The organism is Salarchaeum sp. III (assembly GCF_036418315.1).
In the GTDB taxonomy this organism is placed as follows: Archaea; Halobacteriota; Halobacteria; order Halobacteriales; family Halobacteriaceae; genus Salarchaeum.
The window spans coordinates 394,543-410,942 of sequence record NZ_JAZHPG010000027.1; the positions used below are offsets into that span (position 1 = coordinate 394,543).

15 protein-coding genes and 1 tRNA gene are annotated in these 16,400 nt (G+C 64.7%); 12 read left to right on the top strand and 4 right to left on the bottom strand.

All coding sequences use genetic code 11. From position 1 onward, the window contains the following. The 5 genes from U3A55_RS12835 to U3A55_RS12855 all read left to right on the top strand — a co-directional run bounded on the left by U3A55_RS12835 (position 1) and on the right by U3A55_RS12855 (position 5,652). Positions 1 to 2,916: a DNA-directed RNA polymerase subunit A' gene (locus U3A55_RS12835; RefSeq protein ID WP_330991895.1), complete on the top strand. Its 2,916-nt coding sequence runs from the start codon at positions 1 to 3 to the stop codon at positions 2,914 to 2,916. Beyond that, the gene (rpoA2, locus tag U3A55_RS12840) at positions 2,916 to 4,100 is read left to right on the top strand and encodes a DNA-directed RNA polymerase subunit A'' (RefSeq protein ID WP_330991896.1); all 1,185 of its coding nucleotides are present in this window, start codon (positions 2,916 to 2,918) and stop codon (positions 4,098 to 4,100) included. The genes U3A55_RS12835 and rpoA2 overlap by 1 nt, the downstream gene beginning before the upstream one ends. Then, positions 4,101 to 4,526, top strand: a complete 426-nt coding sequence (locus tag U3A55_RS12845) for a NusA-like transcription termination signal-binding factor (protein ID WP_330991897.1) — start codon at positions 4,101 to 4,103, stop codon at positions 4,524 to 4,526. Positions 4,527 to 4,615: 89 nt separating this feature from the next. Next, positions 4,616 to 5,044: a 30S ribosomal protein S12 gene (locus tag U3A55_RS12850; RefSeq protein ID WP_330991898.1), complete on the top strand. Its 429-nt coding sequence runs from the start codon at positions 4,616 to 4,618 to the stop codon at positions 5,042 to 5,044. Further along, complete coding sequence (locus U3A55_RS12855; protein ID WP_330991899.1) at positions 5,041 to 5,652, top strand: 30S ribosomal protein S7; 612 nt, start codon at positions 5,041 to 5,043, stop codon at positions 5,650 to 5,652. Before U3A55_RS12850 ends, U3A55_RS12855 begins: the two co-directional genes overlap by 4 nt. A 40-nt stretch (positions 5,653 to 5,692) precedes the next feature. Here the strand turns inward: U3A55_RS12855 and U3A55_RS12860 are convergent, their stop codons facing one another. After that, positions 5,693 to 6,454 carry a DUF5781 family protein gene (locus tag U3A55_RS12860; protein WP_330991900.1) on the bottom strand — a complete coding sequence of 254 codons (762 nt, stop codon included), beginning with the start codon at positions 6,452 to 6,454 and terminating at the stop codon, positions 5,693 to 5,695. Positions 6,455 to 6,586: 132 nt separating this feature from the next. Here U3A55_RS12860 and U3A55_RS12865 point away from each other — a divergent pair, with 132 nt between their 5' ends. The 6 genes from U3A55_RS12865 (at position 6,587) to U3A55_RS12890 (ending at position 12,647) form a co-directional block, all read left to right on the top strand. Next, the gene (locus U3A55_RS12865) at positions 6,587 to 8,773 is read left to right on the top strand and encodes an elongation factor EF-2 (protein WP_330991901.1); all 2,187 of its coding nucleotides are present in this window, start codon (positions 6,587 to 6,589) and stop codon (positions 8,771 to 8,773) included. A gap of 409 nt (positions 8,774 to 9,182) precedes the next feature. Further along, positions 9,183 to 9,713: an amino acid-binding protein gene (locus U3A55_RS12870; protein WP_442978307.1), complete on the top strand. Its 531-nt coding sequence runs from the start codon at positions 9,183 to 9,185 to the stop codon at positions 9,711 to 9,713. Then, positions 9,714 to 10,658 (top strand): homoserine dehydrogenase, encoded by a 945-nt coding sequence (locus U3A55_RS12875; RefSeq protein WP_330991903.1) that lies wholly within the window; start codon positions 9,714 to 9,716, stop codon positions 10,656 to 10,658. It abuts the gene before it with no gap. Between the two features lie 137 nt (positions 10,659 to 10,795). Next, a complete protein-coding gene (tuf, locus tag U3A55_RS12880) occupies positions 10,796 to 12,061 on the top strand; it encodes a translation elongation factor EF-1 subunit alpha (protein ID WP_330991904.1) in 1,266 nt (421 codons plus the stop codon). A gap of 7 nt (positions 12,062 to 12,068) precedes the next feature. After that, positions 12,069 to 12,377: a 30S ribosomal protein S10 gene (gene rpsJ, locus U3A55_RS12885; protein ID WP_330991905.1), complete on the top strand. Its 309-nt coding sequence runs from the start codon at positions 12,069 to 12,071 to the stop codon at positions 12,375 to 12,377. A gap of 198 nt (positions 12,378 to 12,575) precedes the next feature. After that, a tRNA-Ala gene (locus U3A55_RS12890) sits at positions 12,576 to 12,647 on the top strand. Positions 12,648 to 12,882: 235 nt separating this feature from the next. Here the strand turns inward: U3A55_RS12890 and U3A55_RS12895 are convergent. The 3 genes from U3A55_RS12895 to U3A55_RS12905 form a co-directional block, all read right to left on the bottom strand. Further along, positions 12,883 to 13,449, bottom strand: a complete 567-nt coding sequence (locus U3A55_RS12895; RefSeq protein WP_442978308.1) for a type IV pilin — start codon at positions 13,447 to 13,449, stop codon at positions 12,883 to 12,885. A gap of 201 nt (positions 13,450 to 13,650) precedes the next feature. After that, positions 13,651 to 14,430: a response regulator gene (locus tag U3A55_RS12900; protein WP_330991906.1), complete on the bottom strand. Its 780-nt coding sequence runs from the start codon at positions 14,428 to 14,430 to the stop codon at positions 13,651 to 13,653. 66 nt (positions 14,431 to 14,496) lie between these two features. Continuing rightward, positions 14,497 to 15,786 (bottom strand): ribonuclease R family protein, encoded by a 1,290-nt coding sequence (locus U3A55_RS12905; protein WP_330991907.1) that lies wholly within the window; start codon positions 15,784 to 15,786, stop codon positions 14,497 to 14,499. 108 nt (positions 15,787 to 15,894) lie between these two features. On the opposite strand from U3A55_RS12905, the gene U3A55_RS12910 reads away from it, so the two are divergent. Beyond that, positions 15,895 to 16,374 carry an RNA-binding protein gene (locus tag U3A55_RS12910; protein ID WP_330991908.1) on the top strand — a complete coding sequence of 160 codons (480 nt, stop codon included), beginning with the start codon at positions 15,895 to 15,897 and terminating at the stop codon, positions 16,372 to 16,374. Positions 16,375 to 16,400: the final 26 nt, after the last annotated feature.

Below are 16,400 nucleotides of genomic sequence, written 5' to 3' on the forward strand. Positions count from 1 at the left end.
ATGAGTGCAGGACAATCACCCAAGGAGATAGGCGAAATCAGCTTCGGGCTGATGGACCCCGAGGAGTACCGGGACATGAGTGCGACGAAGGTCATCACAGCCGACACGTACGACGACGACGGCTTCCCCATCGACATGGGCTTGATGGACCCGCGTCTCGGCGTCATCGACCCCGGCTTGGAGTGCAAGACCTGCGGCGGCCGCTCGGGTTCGTGTAACGGCCACTTCGGCCACATCGAACTCGCCGCGCCCGTCATTCACGTCGGGTTCTCGAAGCTCATCCGCCGCCTCCTCCGCGGTACCTGTCGCGAGTGCAGCCACCTCCTGCTCACCGAGGACGAACAGGAGCAGTTCCTCGACGACGTGGAGCGCACCCGCAGCCTCCGCGAGGACGTCTCTGACGTGACGAAGAACGCCATCCGGGAGGCCCGGAAGAAGTCGCACTGCCCGCACTGCGGGGAAGTCCAGTACGACGTCAAGCACGAGAAACCCACGACGTACTACGAGGTCCAGCAGGTCCTCGCCAGCGACTATCCCGAGCGCATCGCGTCCGCGATGCAGCCCGACGAGGAAGAAGACGCGGACGCCGTCAGTCCGCAGGAACTCGCGGACGAGTCCGGCGTCGACCTCTCCCGCATCAACGACATTCTGAGCGGGGAGTTCCGGCCGCGCCGCGAGGACCGCGAAGCCCTCGAGAAGGCGCTCGGCACTGACCTCACGACGGAGGACATGAACAAGCTCATGCCGTCCGACATCCGGGACTGGTTCGAGGACATCCCGAACGAGGACCTCGAAGTCCTGGGTGTGGACGCCGAGCACAGCCGCCCCGAGTGGATGATTCTCACCGTCCTCCCCGTCCCGCCGGTCACCGCGCGACCGTCGATTACGCTGGACAACGGCCAGCGAAGCGAGGACGACCTCACGCACAAGCTCGTGGACATCATCCGCATCAATCAGCGGTTCATGGAGAACCGCGAAGCGGGTGCGCCCCAGCTCATCATCGAGGACCTCTGGGAGCTGCTGCAGTACCACGTCACGACGTTCATGGACAACGAAATCTCGGGGACGCCGCCCGCCCGCCACCGCTCCGGACGCCCGCTCAAGACGCTCAGCCAGCGTCTCAAGGGCAAGGAGGGACGGTTCCGCGGGTCGCTCTCGGGGAAGCGCGTGAACTTCAGCGCGCGTACCGTCATCAGCCCCGACCCGACCCTCAGCCTGAACGAGGTTGGGGTTCCGAACCGCGTGGCGACGGAGATGACGCAGACGATGGTCGTGAACGACCAGAACATCGAACGCGCCCGCCGGTACGTCCGGAACGGCCCCGAAACGCATCCGGGCGCGAACTACGTGAAGCGGCCGGACGGCCGCCGCGTCCGCGTCACCGAGAAGGTGTGTGAGGAACTCGCGGAACGCGTCGAGCAGGGCTGGGAGGTCCAGCGCCACCTCATCGACGGCGACATCATCATCTTCAACCGCCAGCCCAGCCTCCACCGGATGAGCATCATGGCGCACGAAGTCGTCGTGATGCCGTACAAGACGTTCCGCCTCAACACGGTGGTATGTCCGCCGTACAACGCTGACTTCGACGGCGACGAGATGAACATGCACGCGCTCCAGAACGAGGAGGCGCGCGCGGAAGCCCGCGTTCTCATGCGCGTGCAGGAGCAGATTCTCAGCCCGCGGTTCGGCGAGAACATCATCGGCGCGATTCAGGACCACATCAGCGGGATGTATCTGTTGACGGACGACAATCCGTCGTTCAACGAGACGCAGGCGCTCGACCTCCTGCGCGAGACCCGTATCAACGAACTCCCCGACCCCGCGGGCGAGGAGGAGGACGGCACGCCCTACTGGACGGGCCGCCAGCTGTTCAGCGAACTCCTTCCCGACGACCTCAACCTCGAATTCACGGGAACGACGGGCGACCAGGTCGTTATCGAGGACGGCCAGCTCGTCGAGGGCACTATCGCCGAGGACGAGGTCGGCGAGTACGGGAGCGAGATCGTCGACACCATCACCAAAGTGTACGGGAACACGCGCTCGCGAATCTTCATCAACGAGGTCGCGGCGCTCGCGATGCGCGCCATCATGCACTTCGGGTTCAGCATCGGCATCGACGACGAGACGATTAGCTCGGAGGCCCGCGACCGTATCGACGAGTCCGTCGATAACGCGTACGGCCGCGTACAGGAACTCATCGAGACGTACGAGAACGGCGACCTCGAAAGCCTGCCCGGCCGGACTGTGGACGAGACGCTGGAGATGAAGATCATGCAGACGCTCTCGAAGGCCCGTGACTCCGCCGGTGACATCGCGGAGGACGACTTCGACGACGACAACCCCGCCGTCGTCATGGCGGAGTCCGGTGCGCGTGGTGGGATGCTGAACCTCACGCAGATGGCCGGCATGGTCGGTCAGCAGGCAGTCCGCGGCGAACGCATCAACCGCGGGTACGAGAACCGCACGCTCAGCCACTTCCCGGAGAACGAACTCTCCGCGGAATCCCACGGGTTCGTGGAGAACTCCTACGCCGACGGCCTGACGCCGACCGAGTTCTTCTTCCACGCGATGGGCGGACGCGAGGGCCTGGTCGACACGGCAGTCCGGACCTCCAAGTCCGGCTACCTCCAGCGCCGCCTCATCAACGCACTCTCGGAACTCGAAACCCAGTACGACGGCACGGTCCGGGACACCTCGGACACCATCGTCCAGTTCGAGTTCGGCGAGGACGGCACCAGTCCCGTCCGCGTGTCCTCCAGCGAGGACACCGACATCGACGTGGAGAACGTCGCGGACCGCATCATCGAGACCGAATTCGAGACCGACGAGGACTTAGAGGAGTTCCTCGGCGAGAAGGAACCGCCGACGAACCTCTCCGAACACGGCGAGTCCTGGCTCGCGGAGGGTGACGACTAATGACTGAAATCACTGACGACATCGAGGCCGCCGTGGAGGACCGCGACCTCCCGCGACGGCTCAAAGAAGAGGTCTACGACGCCATCGAATCCCGTGACGGCGTCACGACCAAGCAGGCAGAACAGATCGGGAAAGCCGTCGAATCCCAGTACCTCGACACGCGCGTCGACCCCCTCGACCCCGTCGGGACGGTGAGCGCGCAGTCCATCGGGGAGCCGGGAACTCAGATGACGATGAACACGTTCCACTACGCGGGCGTCGCGGAGATGGACGTGACGCAGGGTCTCCCGCGGCTTATCGAGCTCGTGGACGCCCGGAAGAACCCGGACACGCCCGTGATGACCGTTCATCTGGACGAGGAACACCGGAGCGACCGCGAGAAGGCGCACGAGGTCGTGTGGAACATCGAGTCCACGCGCATCCTCTCGCTCGGCGACATCTCGACGAACGTCGCGGACATGATCGTCAGCATCAACCTGAACGAGGACACCCTCCAGGAACGCTGGCCGACCATGGACTCGACGAACGAGATTGCGGGCGACATCGCGGACATCATCGAGGACTCCCTCGGCGTGAACGTCACCCAGCAGGGAACCGTTCTCGAATTCGGCCCCGAGGAGCCGAGTTATCGCGACCTCCTCCAGCTCGTCGAACAGCTCCGCGACGTGGTGTTCAAGGGACTTGAGGACGTCACGCGCGTCGTCGTTCGAAAAGAGGACACCGAGGAGGGCGAGGAGTTCGTGCTGTACACGGAGGGCAGCGCGCTGAAGAAGGTGCTGCGCATCGACGGCGTCGACGACACTCGGACGTCGTGTAACAACATCCACGAGATCCACAAGACCCTCGGTATCGAGGCCGCGCGCGAAGCCATCATCAACGAGACGATGGACACGCTCGAAGAACAGGGATTGGGTGACGTGAACATCCGCCATCTGATGCTCGTCGCGGACATCATGACGAACGACGGTACTATCCAGTCCATCGGCCGCCACGGCATCAGCGGGAACAAGGACTCCGTGCTCGCCCGCGCGGCGTTCGAGGTCACGGTCAACCACCTCCTCGACGCTGCCATCTACGGCGAAGCGGACGACCTCGACGGCGTCATCGAGAACGTCATCGTCGGGAAGCCTGTCAAGCTCGGCACCGGCGACGTCGACCTCCGGATGGGCTCCAAGTCGGATTAGATGACTGTCACGCTCTCCGACGAGGCCCGCCAGTGCATCGTCGCGTTCGAGGAGGTCACGGACACGACCGCTGTCGACTGCCTCGTCGACGACGAGAACGACCGCGTGGTCTTCGTCGTTAAAGCGGGCGAAATCGGGAGCGCGATCGGTCCCGGCGGTCGGAACGTCGAACGCGTCGAGGAGGAACTCGGCCGGGACGTGAAACTCGTGGAGGACGCGCCGACCCCCGAGGGGTTCGTCGCGAACGCCCTCAGTCCCGCCGCCGTCTACAACGTCACTATCAGTGAGAACCGGGATACCGTCGCGTACGCCGAAGTCGCGCACGAGGACCGCGGCGTCGCCATCGGGGAAGCCGGCCACAACATCGAACTCGCGAAGACGCTCTCGAAACGGCACTTCGACATCGACGACATCCAGCTGACGTAGCGGGCACGCCTAACGCCCGTGCTCATGGGTGACACGCGTGTCGAGGACGAAAGGCCGAATTTAAGTATTTGCCTCCGTAATCAATCCGTATGGCTAACGGCAAGTATGCCGCCCGTAAGCTGAAGAAGGACCGCCAGAGTCAGCGGTGGTCCGATTCGGATTACGCGCGGCGAGAGCGCGGACTCAAGTCCAAGTCCGACCCGCTCGAGGGCGCGCCGCAGGGTCGCGGCATCGTCCTGGAGAAGGTTGGTATCGAAGCGAAGCAGCCGAACTCCGCGATTCGGAAGTGTGTTCGGGTGCAGCTCATCAAGAACGGGAAGCAGGTCACCGCGTTCTGTCCCGGTGACGGCGCAATCTCGTTCATCGACGAGCACGACGAGGTCACCATCGCCGGTATCGGCGGTGCGAAGGGTCGTGCGATGGGCGACCTCTCCGGCGTGAACTACAAGGTCGAGAAGGTGAACGGTGTCTCGATGATCGAGCTCGTGCGTGGGAACGCGGAGAAGCCGGTACGATGAGCAGCGACGCACCTGAGCCCGAGACGCCCGCGGGCAGCGAGGAAGCCGAGGCGAACGCGGAGCTCTTCGGTAAGTGGACGGTCACGGACATCCAGTACCGCGACCCGAGCACGCGCCGCTACATCACGGTCACGCCTATCGCGCACACGATGGGGCGACACGCGAACAAGCAGTTCAAGAAGAGCGAGCTCTCCATCGTGGAGCGTCTCACGAATCGCCTGATGCAGACCGAGGACAACACGGGGAAGAAGCAGAAGGCGCTCCAGATCGTGCGCGAGGCGTTCGACACGATTCACGAGCGCACGGAGGAGAACCCCGTGCAGGTGCTCGTGCGCGCGGTCGAGAACGCTGCGCCCCGCGAGGAGACCGTTCGCCTGAAGTACGGTGGGATTTCGGTGCCGAAAGCGGTCGACGTCGCGCCCCAGCGCCGCGTCGACCAGGCATTGAAGTTCCTCGCGGACGGCATGCACTCCGCGTCCTTCAAGACCTCGACGAGCGCGGCGGACGCGCTCGCCGAGCAGCTCCTCGGTGCGGCTGACTACGACGTGCAGACGTACGCCGTCAGTCAGAAGGAGGAGAAGGAACGCGTCGCCGCGGCGGCACGCTAACACCGGGTTTTCTTCAGTTTTCTCGTCGAGTAGCGATGGCTCAGTCGGCCGCGGGGCCGTTCGTACTGGGCTGGCTGTCGACGTACGCGCGGACGAGGTCGACGAGTTCGCGGCGGTACGTGGACTGGTCGGGGTCGTCCGCGAAGGACGCGAAGCGGTCGCGGAACTCGTCGACGGTCACGTGGGGGGTGTCCTCGTCGGCGGCGTGCGCGAGGTCGTAGAGCCGGCTGGTCGGGCTGATGGCGTCGTGGCGTTCGAGGAGGGCGAGCGCGAACGCGGCGTTCACGGCGGTCATTTCGGGGTCGGCGCCGGCGGTGATGCGGCGGCCGTCCCGGGTCGGGGTCGGGCGGTCCGAGACGGCGGTGGCGAGTTCGGATTCGAGGAACGCCGCGAGCTTGTCCGTTGGGCCGACAGTGAGCGTGATGTCGTCGGCGTAGATGTCCTTCGCGTGGTTCGCGAGCTGGTAGCACTGCGTGAGTACGCGACGCTCGACCTCCCTGCCCGGGAGCGCGAGGAAGAGCACTTCGTCCATCGAGAGCGTGTGCGAGGGGTGGCCTTCCTCGTGGCGGCGCATGTGGGCGTACTCGTGGAGTGCGAGTTCGCGCGCCATCGCGGACGTGGCGGCTTTCCGGGAGATGTTGAGGACGTGGTGGTCGTCGTGGTGGCCCGCCCACGTGCGCTCGTCCGGGTTCTCGCGGACGTGAACGTGCACGGGCTTCGTCAGGTCGTGATCTATCTCGAACACGTCTCGCGCGCCGAGAAACGGTGCGGTCGGACCCGCACCCTGCACCAGAACATCCATGTAAGTCGTTAGCACGCCGTGCTCGAATAAGGCTCTTGCGCCCCCTGCCGTGATAGCCGATACCGCACGGACGCGGCTTTCTCGCGGAGAAACACTACCCTTTTGAACCCGCTACCGGTATAATCCTCCATAATGGGCCGACGCAAGAAGATCGTCGAACAGTGTGAGCGGCTGATGGACGAACCGGAGAACATCCGGAACATCGCCATCGCCGCCCACGTCGACCACGGGAAGACCACCCTCACCGACAACCTCCTCGCCGGCGCCGGAATGATCTCCGACGAGACCGCGGGCCAGCAGCTCGCGATGGACACGGAGGAGGACGAACAGGAGCGCGGTATCACCATCGACGCCGCGAACGTCTCCATGACGCACGAGTACGAGGGTACGAACCACCTCGTGAACCTCATCGACACGCCCGGCCACGTCGACTTCGGTGGCGACGTGACGCGTGCGATGCGTGCGGTCGACGGCGCGCTCGTCGTCGTGGACGCCGTCGAGGGCGCGATGCCGCAGACGGAGACGGTCGTCCGGCAGGCGCTCCGCGAGGGCGTGAAGCCGACGCTGTTCATCAACAAGGTCGACCGCCTCATCAGCGAGCTCCAGGAGGGCCCCGAGGAGATGCAGCAGCGCCTCCTCGACGTTATCAACGACGTGAACGAGCTCATCCGCGGGATGACCGAGGACCGCGACGACATCGACGACTGGACGGTCAGCGTCGAGGACGGCACGGTCGCGTTCGGTTCCGCGCTCTACAAGTGGGGCGTCTCGATGCCGTCGATGCAGGCGACCGGAATCGACTTCGGCGACATCATCGACCTCGAACGAAACGACAAGCGCCAGGAACTCCACGAGCGCACGCCGCTCGCGGACGTCGTTCTGGACATGGTCGCGGAGCACTTCCCGAACCCCGTCGACGCTCAGCCCCGCCGTATCCCCACTGTCTGGCGTGGCGACGCGGACTCCGACCTCGCGCACGACATGCGTGACGTGAACCCGGACGGCGAGGTCGTCCTGATGGTGACGGACATCGGTGTCGACCCGCACGCCGGCGAAATCGCCGCCGGCCGCGTCTTCTCCGGGACGCTGGAGAAGGGCCAAGACCTCCACGTGTCCGGGACCGCGAGCACGAACCGCGTTCAGTCCGTCGGTATCTACATGGGTGGTGAACGCGAGGAAGTCGACCGCGTTCCCGCCGGAAACATCGCCGCCGTCACCGGTCTCAAGGACGCTATCGCCGGGTCCACTGTCTCCTCCGTGGAGATGACGCCGTTCGAGTCCATCGAACACATCAGCGAGCCCGTCATCACGAAGTCCATCGAGGCGAAGAACATGGACGACCTGCCGAAGCTCATCCAGACGCTCCAGCAGGTCGCGAAGGAGGACCCCACCATCCAGATCGAGATTAACGAGGACACCGGCGAACACCTCGTCAGCGGGCAGGGTGAACTCCACCTCGAAGTCATCACGCAGCGCATCGAGCGCAACCAGGGCATCCCGGTCATCACCGGTGAGCCGATTGTCGTCTACCGCGAGGCGCCGACCCAGGAGTCCCGCGAGGTCGAGGGGCGCTCCCCGAACAACCACAACCGGTTCTACATCACCGTCGAACCGCTCGGGCAGGACATCGTCGACGCCATCCAGCTCGGCGAGGTCTCCATGGATATGCCCGAGCAGGAACGCCGCGAGGCGCTCCAGGAGGCCGGTATGGACAAGGACACCTCGCAGGAAGTCGAGGAGATCCACAAGACGAACATCTTCATCGACGACACGAAGGGTATCCAGCACCTGAACGAGACGATGGAACTCGTTCTCGAAGGCCTGCAGGACGCCCTCGACAACGGCCCGCTCGCGAACGAGCCCGTGCAGGGCGCGCTGTTCCGCCTGCACGACGCCCGTCTCCACGAGGACGCTATTCACCGCGGTCCCGCACAGGTCATCCCCGCAGTGCGTGACGCGGTCCACCGCGCCCTCATCGACGCGGAGGTCCGCCTCCTCGAACCTATTCAGGATGTCCGCATCGACGTTCCCAGCGAACACATGGGTGCCGCGTCCGGCGAGATTCAGGGCCGCCGCGGCCGCGTCGACGACATGTACCAGGAAGGCGATCTGATGGTCGTCGAAGGCATCGCGCCCGTCGAGGAGATGATTGGGTTCTCCAGCGACATCCGCAGCGCGACCGAGGGCCGCGCGTCCTGGAACACCGAGAACGCCGGCTTCCGCGTGCTCTCCGACAACCTCCAGCCCGAGAAGATCACGGAGATCCGAGAGCGCAAGGGCATGAAGACCGAGCTCCCCGAGAGCATCGACTACTTCTAAACGCACCTTTTTCCTCCTCGGGTTCGCCTTCGGCGAACCACTCGGAGCAAAAATCTGCACCAAGAAAGCCGAGCGCGCGGAGCGCGCTCGGTAGAGCGGACTCGGAGTTCCCACCGCTGCGGCCGCACCGCTACCGCGGCCGCTCAGCCACCGCGGACGCACAACTACCGCGACCACAGCCCGCGCGCAGTTCGGCGTCGCCCTCGGCTCCGCGTGACGCCGAGACGTTATATCGTTGCGACAACGCCGTGACGGCCGGCAATTTCGACCCCTGCCGAAGGCTTATACCGGACAGGGCTGTGATGAGTGGGTATGCACGCAGGCAGGGTTGCTGCGAGCCGTATCGACGCGGAGCCACCGGTATCGGGCTTCGTGTCGACAATTGGGGGCATCCTGACTGCACGGGGTGGTGGGCGTGAGTGAGGACGCGGCGCGGCAGGCGCACACCGTCCGGCTCGAACTCGTGGACGAACCCGGGGAACTCCTGGCGGCGCTCGAACCTATCGCGGAGAACGGCGGGAACCTCCTGAGCGTGTTCCACGAGCGCGGGCACGTCACGCCGCGCGGCCACATTCCCGTCGAGGTCGACCTGGAGTGCACGGCGGGCCAGTTCGATACCATCGTCTCCGCGCTCCGGGAGAACGGCGTGAACGTCACGCAGGCTGGCGCGGAGGAGTACGGTGAGGAGGTGACGGTCATCATCGCCGGCCACCTCGTCGACACCGACCTCTCGGATACGCTCTCTCGGCTCGAAGAGGAGGCGAAGGCGAGCGTGACGGACTTCTCGCTGACCTCGGAGGAGGGAACGAGCGAGCGCTCCAGCGCGCGCGTCCGTCTCGCGGTCGAATCGGGGTCCGTGGAGCGGACGCTCGGTGCCGTGCGGGCCATCGCCGAGGAGAAGGGACTGCGCGTGGTCGCGCCGTTCGCGGGGGTGGCCTGAATGCGGCTCTGCATCCTCGGCGCGGGGGCGGTCGGGGCGTCGACAGCCCGCCTCGCGTCCGAGTACGGCCACACGGTGACGGCGTTCGCGGACTCGACGGGCGCAGCTGTCGACCCCGAAGGAATCGGCGTGCAGGGCGCGCTCGCGCACAAGGAACGCGTCGGGTCGGTCGGTGAGTCCGACCCCGCGGACGCGCTCGCCGCCGAGTACGACGTGCTCGTGGAGGCGACGCCGACAACGCTCGGTGACGCACACCCCGGCTTCGAGCACCTGGAGGTGGCGTTCGAGCGGGACAAGCACGTCGTGCTCGCGAACAAGGGCCCGGTCGCGGAGCGCTACGACGACGTGATCGCGCTCGCCGAGTCGAGCGCGGGCGAGTTGCGGTTCGAGGCGACCGTCGCCGGGACGATTCCCGTGCTCTCCACTATCGAGGGCGTCGGTGCGGAGCGCGTGAACGCCGTTCGCGGCGTGCTCAACGGCACCGCGAACTTCGTGCTCTCCCGGATGAGCGCCGACGGACTGGGGTACGAGCACGTGCTCGCGGAAGCCCAGGACCTCGGCGTCGCTGAGGCCGACCCCACCTTCGACGTGGACGGGACGGACGCCGCGCTCAAGGGCGCGATTCTCGCGAACGTCATCCACGGCGGCGGGTACTCGCTCGACGACGTGGACGTGGAGGGAATCGAGGACTTCCCGGGGAGCGCGTTGGAGGTCGCCGCGGAGGACGGCCGGACGGTTCGCCTCGTCGGCGAGGTCACGAACGCCGGGAATATCCGCGTTGGCCCACGGCTCGTCCCGGAGAACGACCCGCTCGCCGTCACCGGTACCGAGAACATCGTCCAACTGGACACGGAACACGCGGGCCGCCTGAACCTCAGCGGCGCGGGCGCGGGCGGACCGGAGACCGCGACAGCGGTGCTCGCGGACATCACCCGCCTCAACTGAATGAGTGGGTCTGGCACGGTACTCTTTCCCACTAATCGCTGGACGGCGCTGGGATACGGCTAAGGGGATTCCGAAATGGTTTTAACCGAATCAGGCGAATAAAACGCACAGAGCGCACTTACGCGCGAATCCTGACCATGAGCGACAAACCGCACCAGAACCTGGCCGTCATTGGCCACGTTGACCACGGAAAGAGTACGATGGTCGGCCGCCTCCTCTACGAGACGGGGAGTGTGCCCGAGCACGTCATCGAACAGCACAAGGAAGAAGCCGAGGAGAAAGGCAAGGGCGGATTCGAGTTCGCCTACGTCATGGACAACCTCGCGGAAGAGCGTGAGCGCGGTGTCACCATCGACATCGCCCACCAGGAGTTCGACACCGACGATTACTACTTCACCATCGTCGACTGTCCGGGCCACCGCGACTTCGTCAAGAACATGATTACGGGCGCATCCCAGGCCGACAACGCCGTTCTCGTCGTCGCCGCCGACGACGGTGTCGCGCCCCAGACCCGCGAGCACGTCTTCCTCGCGCGCACCCTTGGTATCGACGAACTCATCGTCGCCGTCAACAAGATGGACGTCGTGGACTACGAGGAATCCACGTACGACCAGGTCGTCTCGGACGTGAAGGACCTCTTCAAGCAGGTCCAGTTCAACACCGATGACGCCTCGTTCATCCCGACGTCCGCCTTCGAGGGCGACAACGTCTCGGAAGACTCCGAGAACACGCCGTGGTACGACGGCGAGACCCTTCTCGAGGCACTCAACAACCTTCCGGAACCGCAGCCGCCGACGGACGCGCCGCTGCGCCTCCCGATTCAGGACGTCTACACCATCTCCGGTATCGGTACCGTCCCCGTCGGACGTATCGAGACCGGGACGATGAACACGGGCGACAACGTCAGCTTCCAGCCCTCGGACGTCGGTGGCGAGGTCAAGACCATCGAGATGCACCACGAGGAAGTCCCGAGCGCCGAGCCCGGTGACAACGTCGGATTCAACGTTCGCGGCATCGGCAAGGACGACATCCGTCGCGGAGACGTCTGTGGTCCCGCCGACGAACCGCCGTCCGTCGCGGAGACGTTCACGGCGCAGGTCGTCGTGATGCAGCACCCGTCCGTCATCACGGCCGGCTACACGCCCGTCTTCCACGCCCACACGGCGCAGGTCGCGTGTACCATCGAATCCATCGACAAGAAGATGGACCCCGCGAGCGGCGAGGTCGCCGAGGAGAACCCGGACTTCATCCAGTCCGGCGACGCCGCGGTCGTCACCGTCCGCCCGCAGAAGCCCCTCAGCATCGAGCCGTCCTCCGAGATTCCGGAACTCGGCTCCTTCGCCGTCCGCGACATGGGTCAGACCATCGCGGCCGGAAAGGTCCTCGACGTCAACGAGGCCTAACTAACAGATGCAACAGGCACGCGTTCGCCTCGCCGGTGTCAGCCCCGACGACCTCGACGACATCTGCGCGGATGTCAGCGAGATCGCGGAGAAAACCGGCGTTAACCTCAGCGGGCCGGTTCCGCTCCCCACGAAAACTCTCGAAGTCCCCTCGCGAAAGTCCCCCGACGGTGAAGGGACGGCGACGTGGGAACACTGGGAGATGCGCGTCCACAAGCGTCTCATCGACATCGACGCGGACGAACGCGCGCTCCGACAGCTCATGCGCATCCAGGTCCCGAACGACGTCAGCATCGAAATCGTTCTGGAAGACTAAGTCAGCCGTTTCTGCTGACTGACCTGGCGAGCGGGCATCGCCCGCGAGCCGAGAAGCGCCTCGCGCTTCTCACTGAGCGGCTCTCACGCGACTCTACTCTCTCCCGTTTTTCACACCCGAAAGCGACAGCGCTCGTCCCCGCGAGGCCACCAGAAAACGCAAGGTACTAATTTGCGCCGCCACTCGAAACAAACACGCGGGCTCGTAGATCAGTGGTAGATCGCTTCCTTCGCAAGGAAGAGGCCCTGGGTTCAAATCCCAGCGAGTCCACTTCACTTCCTTTCGCTTCGCTTCAGTCGTTCAGTGGACTCGCTTCACCCCCACTCGCTCACTTGCACTCACGGCTTCGCCGTTCGTGCGTTTGGCGGCCGAAGGCCGCCTGTTCGCTCGCGGGGATCCCAGCGAGTCCGCAGTCAGTTTTGTTGATGAACTATAGTACGACGTAACGCCGCGCTGAGGGCTCTTCGGATCTGCGCTCGTCAAAAAAGAACGGTTGTTCGGTTCGCTATTCGACGCGGACGGTCGGCGTCGAGACGGTCGATCCGGAGTCTTTGTCGATGATTTGTACGGTGAGTGTCTGTCCTGCGGTCACATTAGCGCCTGTCACTTCTTTGAGCGTGAGTTGGTCGCCTGCATCGAATGAACTATCACTTAGCGCGCCGCTGGAGATATTCAGGTCACCGCTACCGGGGTCCCATCTTTCGCTGGAGGTGTTCCAGGTGATGTCGGCGATTTGGGCGCCGCTTTGGTTGCTGACGGTGATTCGGAGGTTGGACTGCTTGATTGAATCACCCTGCTGGTGGTTAATGTACAACACTGTCTGAGTGTCTGTGTCATTCAGTTGTTGACCGGCGTCGGTGGCGCCGATGCTGGCTGTGGGGGCCGTATTCTGGATGTCTTGGCCGAGGTTGAGGACGAACGCGCCGATGACGGCCGCCAGGATGACTGTGATGGCGACCATGAGGATGACCCCGATGACGGGGCTCACGGCCCGGTCGTCGTCGACTTCGAGGGATGGGATTGTGAGTTTCATTGGTGTGGTAAGCGCACCCTGGATGACCGGAACAGCCATGTCGACTGGCGTGCTGACAGCGGTTGGAACCCCCGCTGTTCTTTCCGACTCCTGCGTGCTTACTCTTCAGTAGGCCGTCCAATTGCTTAAAAGCATTCGCCGAGTACGTTGACATTACCTTGTCGTTGTCTGACACGCAGCCGACGGCTGTCGTGCTGATTGCGCTACTACTGTTGGGCGCGGTTCTCGGCCCCGTGGTTCTCAGTCGTCGGCGCGTCGCATGACGCCGGTGAAGAGGTGGCCCGCGCTCCCGGTCTCGTACTCGTCGAACGCGATTTCGACGGTGAGTTCGGTGCCGTCGGCGTGGACTGCGGAGAACTCCGTGCCGTTCCAGTCGACGTGTTTCTCGCCGGCTTCGAGGGAGTTCTCGACCGCGGTTTCGTGGTCGGCGGCGGGGTGGTCGGGGATGATGGTGTCGAGGTGTTCGCCGTCGAGGTCCTCGGGCGCGTATCCGAGTAACTCCTCGACGGCGTCGTTGACGTACTCGATGCGGCTCGCTTCGTCGATGGTGATAACGGTGTACTCGGTGTTCTTCACGAGCGCGTCGAACCGGGCTTTCGCGCGTTCGAGTTCGGCGCGCGCCTCGGCTTGCTCGATGGCGTTCCGGGTGCGGTTCGCGAGCAGATCGTACTTCTCGGGACTGCCCTTCGGGAGGTAGTCGGTCGCACCCGCGGAGATGGCTTTGCTCGCGACGAGTTCGCTGCCGCGCGCGGTGAACAGGAGAAACGGGAGGGCGGGGTAGTCCTCGCGGATGTCTTCGAGGAGGTCGATGCCGGTGGCGCGCGGCATCCGGTAGTCGGAGATAACGCAGTGGATGTCCTCGTCGTCGAGGCGGTCGAGCGCGTCCGCGGCGCTCGTCTCGATGACCGTTTCGAGGTTCGTGTCGTCTTCGAGGTAGAGGCTGATCGTCGCGGCGACCTCTTCGTCGTCGTCGACGACGAGGACGCGGTACTGCGTCGTGTCGTCCCCGGCAGAATCCATGTTGTTCCGACTCTCGTCGCTCCCCCTACTTAGTGTTTATCAGGGCTGTTTATCAAGGCAGGTTTATCAGTATTCGATGTCGTCGACGTCGGCGACCTCGATACCGCGGTTGTTCACGGCGTTCGGGTCGAGACCGACCTCCTCGAGGAACTGCTTGTACTCGCGTTCCGCCTGCTCGCCGTCCTTCTGCTTGTCGCTCGCGTGGTCGCAGAGTTCGATGAGCGTCTCCGGAACGTCGTTCTGGTAGACGATCCAGTGGTTCACGAGGTCGCTCATCCGCCGAATGGGACTCGTGAAGTGCCCGTAAATCTCGAAGTTAAGCGCGTGGTGGCCGCCGAACGGGTCGTTCATGTACTTCGCGCGCGGCATCACCTTCATCACCGCCCACTGGATCTGTCCGAGCTGGCGGTCGGGCGCCTGCTCCAGCGTGGCGTTCACGGCCTTCCGCGGGTCGTCCCACGAGTCTCCGGGAACGGAGACGCCGTCCAGTTCCTGAATCTCCCGGAGCGCGTCGCTCCACTCGTCCGGACTCGGCTGCGGGTGGACGCGGTAGACGGCCTCCACGCCCCGGTTCCACATGAGTTCGTGCGTCACTGCCTTGTTCGCCTTCAGCATGCACTCCTCGATGATGGTGTGCGCGCGGTCACGCCGCGGATTCAGCACCAGCGAACCGTCCTCTTTGCGCTGCTCGTGCATCTGGTCCGCGAGGTCGAACACGAGCGACATCTCGTCGTGCAGCGGACTCTCGGGGTCGTCGAGGCGGTCTTCGGCCTGCGTGTACGTGAGGCGTTCGTCCGAGTGGATGACGGACTTGTAGATGTCGATGGACTCGTAGCCCAGCGTCTCCTTGTCGAGGTGCATCTCCACCGTGTGCGCGAGCCGGTCCTCGTTCGGCACGAGCGAACACACCGTCTCGGCGAGCACGGGCGGGAGCATGTGCACCGTGTACCCGGGGAGGTAGACGGTGTTCGCGCGCGTCACCGCGGACTCCCACATCTCCGTGTCCGGCGTGACGTAGTGCGTCACGTCCGCGATGTGCACCCAGAGCACGTACTCGTCCTCGCGCTCCTCGACGCTGATGGCGTCGTCGAAGTCCTGCGCGTCCACGGGGTCGGTCGTCCACGTCGTCAGTTCCCGGCGGTCCTCGCGCTCGCCGAGTTCGTCCTGAATCTCCTGCTGGACGCCCTCGGTGCGAGCCTCCGCCTCCTCGACGACTTCGGGCGGGAACGCGTCCTCGATACCGAACTTCTCGAAGAGGTCCTCGCGCTTCGATTCGAGTCGGTCCGCGAGGTCCTGGGGGACGCGCACGGGCCCCTGTCCTTCGGGGGTGCCCGCCGCGGCCTGCTCGTCTGACATACTCCGAGATAGGTGAGTCCCGTAGTTAGTGGTGTCGCCCTTCCCGCGCCGTTCGACGCGATATCGCGAGACGGACGTTTTAAGCGGCGAGCCGACACAGGAGACGGTATGGAGATCTCCTCGCGCCACCACCTGCGGAGCGACGAAGTGTCGCGGCTGAACGACAACCTCGAAGCCACCCTCGGCGTGTCGTTCGACGCGGACACCTACGAACTCGTGGAACTCGCGGACTCCGAGTTCGACCTCATCCTCGTGGACGGCGACCCGCTCGCGTGCTACATCGACGACGAACCGTTCGTCACCGTGCGCGGCGCGAACGAGGCCGACCCCGAGACGGGAACCGTGACGGTGGACGCGGGCGCCATTTCGTTCGTGAGCGGCGGCGCGGACGTGATGCGGCCCGGTATCGTCGACGCGGACGACACCATCCGCGAGGGCGACCTCGTCGTCATCGTGGAGGAGACGCACGGCAAGGCGCTCGCGGTCGGGCGCGCGCTCGTCGACGGCGACGAGATGACCGGGGACTCCGGGAAGGTCGTCGACTCCATCCACCACGTCGGCGACGACCTCTACGAGTTCGTTCCCTGACTATTTCGGAGAAAATTATATGACGG

What these genes read in the sequence shown, in the direction of transcription:
- U3A55_RS12845 (WP_330991897.1), top strand. Translation starts at nt 4,101, where the DNA reads ATGACTGTCACGCTCTCCGACGAGGCCCGCCAGTGCATCGTCGCGTTC.
- U3A55_RS12910 (WP_330991908.1), top strand. Translation starts at nt 15,895, where the DNA reads ATGGAGATCTCCTCGCGCCACCACCTGCGGAGCGACGAAGTGTCGCGG.
- tuf (WP_330991904.1), top strand. Translation starts at nt 10,796, where the DNA reads ATGAGCGACAAACCGCACCAGAACCTGGCCGTCATTGGCCACGTTGAC.
- U3A55_RS12900 (WP_330991906.1), bottom strand. Translation starts at nt 14,430, where the DNA reads ATGGATTCTGCCGGGGACGACACGACGCAGTACCGCGTCCTCGTCGTC.
- rpoA2 (WP_330991896.1), top strand. Translation starts at nt 2,916, where the DNA reads ATGACTGAAATCACTGACGACATCGAGGCCGCCGTGGAGGACCGCGAC.
- U3A55_RS12875 (WP_330991903.1), top strand. Translation starts at nt 9,714, where the DNA reads ATGCGGCTCTGCATCCTCGGCGCGGGGGCGGTCGGGGCGTCGACAGCC.
- U3A55_RS12895 (WP_442978308.1), bottom strand. Translation starts at nt 13,449, where the DNA reads ATGGCTGTTCCGGTCATCCAGGGTGCGCTTACCACACCAATGAAACTC.
- U3A55_RS12905 (WP_330991907.1), bottom strand. Translation starts at nt 15,786, where the DNA reads ATGTCAGACGAGCAGGCCGCGGCGGGCACCCCCGAAGGACAGGGGCCC.
- U3A55_RS12850 (WP_330991898.1), top strand. Translation starts at nt 4,616, where the DNA reads ATGGCTAACGGCAAGTATGCCGCCCGTAAGCTGAAGAAGGACCGCCAG.
- U3A55_RS12860 (WP_330991900.1), bottom strand. Translation starts at nt 6,454, where the DNA reads ATGGATGTTCTGGTGCAGGGTGCGGGTCCGACCGCACCGTTTCTCGGC.
- U3A55_RS12855 (WP_330991899.1), top strand. Translation starts at nt 5,041, where the DNA reads ATGAGCAGCGACGCACCTGAGCCCGAGACGCCCGCGGGCAGCGAGGAA.
- U3A55_RS12835 (WP_330991895.1), top strand. Translation starts at nt 1, where the DNA reads ATGAGTGCAGGACAATCACCCAAGGAGATAGGCGAAATCAGCTTCGGG.
- rpsJ (WP_330991905.1), top strand. Translation starts at nt 12,069, where the DNA reads ATGCAACAGGCACGCGTTCGCCTCGCCGGTGTCAGCCCCGACGACCTC.
- U3A55_RS12865 (WP_330991901.1), top strand. Translation starts at nt 6,587, where the DNA reads ATGGGCCGACGCAAGAAGATCGTCGAACAGTGTGAGCGGCTGATGGAC.